1 rRNA gene is annotated in these 3,565 nt (G+C 55.0%); it reads right to left on the reverse strand.

Annotated elements, in window-relative coordinates:
- Positions 1–106: 106 nt before the first annotated feature.
- Positions 107–3,230 (reverse strand): 23S ribosomal RNA (locus tag HNO80_RS17675).
- Between the last annotated feature and the right edge of the window lie 335 nt (positions 3,231–3,565).

Raw genomic sequence — 3,565 nt, forward strand, 5'->3', positions numbered from 1 at the left:
ACGGGTTTGTTGTTTGGGAACCACATAGTGGACGCAAGCAGTCTTGTTTCTTTGTACTCCTCCGCTGGTGTGAACGTCTTTTGAATCCGTTCACGAAGAGAAGTGTGTGGTGTAAGTTATCGGCCTATTAGTACCGGTCAGCTTCACGAGTCGTTAGTCCTCGCTTCCACATCCGGCCTATCAACCCAGTGGTCTGGCTGGGGGCCTCTCACACACAAGGTGTATGGAAATCTCATCTCGAAGCGAGCTTCCCGCTTAGATGCTTTCAGCGGTTATCCCATCCGAACGTAGCTAATCAGCGGTGCACTTGGCAGTACAACTGACACACCAGAGGTTCGTCCGTCCCGGTCCTCTCGTACTAAGGACAGCCCTTCTCAAATTTCCTGCGCGCGCAGCGGATAGGGACCGAACTGTCTCACGACGTTCTAAACCCAGCTCGCGTACCGCTTTAATGGGCGAACAGCCCAACCCTTGGGACCTACTCCAGCCCCAGGATGCGACGAGCCGACATCGAGGTGCCAAACCATGCCGTCGATATGGACTCTTGGGCAAGATCAGCCTGTTATCCCCGAGGTACCTTTTATCCGTTGAGCGACGGCCATTCCACAATGTACCGCCGGATCACTAGTCCCGACTTTCGTCCCTGCTCGAGATGTCTCTCTCACAGTCAAGCTCCCTTGTGCACTTACACTCGACACCTGATTGCCAACCAGGCTGAGGGAACCTTTGGGCGCCTCCGTTACTTTTTAGGAGGCAACCGCCCCAGTTAAACTACCCATCAGGCACTGTCCCTGACCCGGATTACGGGCCGAAGTTAGATGTCCAAAGTGACCAGAGTGGTATTTCAACGATGACTCCACCCGAACTGGCGTCCGGGCTTCAACGTCTCCCACCTATCCTACACAAGCCACTCCGAACACCAATACCAAACTATAGTAAAGGTCTCGGGGTCTTTCCGTCCTGCTGCGCGTAACGAGCATCTTTACTCGTACTGCAATTTCGCCGAGTTTATGGTTGAGACAGCGGGGAAGTCGTTACTCCATTCGTGCAGGTCGGAACTTACCCGACAAGGAATTTCGCTACCTTAGGATGGTTATAGTTACCACCGCCGTTTACTGGGGCTTAAATTCTCAGCTTCGCCTTGCGGCTAACCGGTCCTCTTAACCTTCCAGCACCGGGCAGGAGTCAGTCCGTATACATCGTCTTGCGACTTCGCACGGACCTGTGTTTTTAGTAAACAGTCGCTTCCCCCTGGTCTCTGCGGCCCCTGCACGCTCCGGACAGCTAGTGTCCATCACGATAGGGGCCCCCCTTCTCCCGAAGTTACGGGGGCATTTTGCCGAGTTCCTTAACCATAATTCTCTCGATCGCCTTAGTATTCTCTACCTGATCACCTGTGTCGGTTTGGGGTACGGGCGGCTAAAACCTCGCGTCGATGCTTTTCTAGGCAGCATAGGATCACCGAATCCCCCCATACGGGGGTCCCGTCGGGTCTCAGGCATCATGAACGGCGGATTTGCCTACCGTTCGCCCTACATCCTTAGACCGGGACAACCATCGCCCGGCTCGGCTACCTTCCTGCGTCACACCTGTTAATACGCTTGCCTCCCAGGATCAGGTCCCGCGCTCCACCAAAACCCTTCACCCACAAGGGGTGTCGGGCAGGTCTCGGGCGGTTAGTATCCCCTGTTCAGCATGGGCGGTTTTTCGCCGGTACGGGAATATCAACCCGTTGTCCATCGACTACGCCTGTCGGCCTCGCCTTAGGTCCCGACTTACCCAGGGCAGATTAGCTTGACCCTGGAACCCTTGATCATTCGGCGGACGGGTTTCTCACCCGTCTTTCGCTACTCATGCCTGCATTCTCACTCGTGTAGGCTCCACCGCTGGTTTACACCGCGACTTCACCGCCCACACGACGCTCCCCTACCCATCCAGACGCCTGAACCACAAGGGCTTAGCTAATATCTGAATGCCACAACTTCGGCGGTGTACTTGAGCCCCGCTACATTGTCGGCGCGGAATCACTTGACCAGTGAGCTATTACGCACTCTTTTAAGGATGGCTGCTTCTAAGCCAACCTCCTGGTTGTCTTCGCAACTCCACATCCTTTCCCACTTAGCACACGCTTAGGGGCCTTAGTTGGTGGTCTGGGCTGTTTCCCTCTCGACTATGAAGCTTATCCCCCACAGTCTCACTGCTGCGCTCTCACTTACCGGCATTCGGAGTTTGGCTGACGTCAGTAACCTTGTAGGGCCCATTAGCCATCCAGTAGCTCTACCTCCGGTAAGAAACACGCAACGCTGCACCTAAATGCATTTCGGGGAGAACCAGCTATCACGAAGTTTGATTGGCCTTTCACCCCTACCCACAGCTCATCCCCTCCATTTTCAACTGAAGTGGGTTCGGTCCTCCACGACGTCTTACCGTCGCTTCAACCTGGCCATGGGTAGATCACTTCGCTTCGGGTCTAGATCACGCCACTGCAACGCCCTGTTCAGACTCGCTTTCGCTACGGCTTCCCCACACGGGTTAACCTCGCGACGTAACACTAACTCGCAGGCTCATTCTTCAAAAGGCACGCCGTCACAGCTACAAGGCTGCTCCGACGGATTGTAAGCACACGGTTTCAGGTACTGTTTCACTCCCCTCCCGGGGTACTTTTCACCTTTCCCTCACGGTACTGGTCCGCTATCGGTCATTAGGGAGTATTTAGGCTTATCAGGTGGTCCTGACAGATTCGCACGGGATTTCTCGGGCCCCGTGCTACTTGGGATACTTCCCAGGCGGCACACTACATTTCGGTTACGGGGCTCACACCCTCTCTGGCCGGCCTTTCAAGACCGTTCACCTATGCACATGCTCTCACCCCACTGTCCCGGCAGAGACAGAACGGAAAGTCCCACAACCCCGACCATGCAACGCCCGCCGGCTATCACACATGGAACGGTTTAGCCTGATCCGCGTTCGCTCGCCACTACTAACGGAATCACTATTGTTTTCTCTTCCTGCGGGTACTGAGATGTTTCACTTCCCCGCGTTCCCTCCACGCACCCTATGTGTTCAGATGCGGGTCACCAGATCACTCGCGCGTCTGGCGGGGTTTCCCCATTCGGACACCCTGGGATCACAGTCCGGTTATCGACTCCCCCAGGCTTATCGCAGATTCCTACGTCCTTCTTCGGCTCCTAATGCCAAGGCATCCACCGTGTGCTCTTAAAAACTTGACCACAAAAGATCAAGGAGTAATTTTCGAGAAAACCACGGAAACCACACCATCACCACAACAACACCCAAGGGCGCCACCGCAGCAACAGCACAGATCCAGGTTCATAATTCTTGGAAATTGCTTCTTATAAAAGATGCTCGCGTCCACTATGTAGTTCTCAAACAACAACCCCGTACCACACACCCCACACACCCCGACCCCCAAAGGGACCGATCAGTGCATGCTCGTGCAGCCGGGAAACCAGAAACACAAGTCCCGAAACCCACGGCAAAAACCGCGGACCCCGGTCCTGTTGTCTCAGGACCCAACAGTGTGCCAAACACTAAACCGCCTGCG

Origin of the sequence: Arthrobacter sp. C9C5 (assembly GCF_013359735.1) — a bacterium.
Classification (GTDB): Bacteria; Actinomycetota; Actinomycetes; order Actinomycetales; family Micrococcaceae; genus Arthrobacter.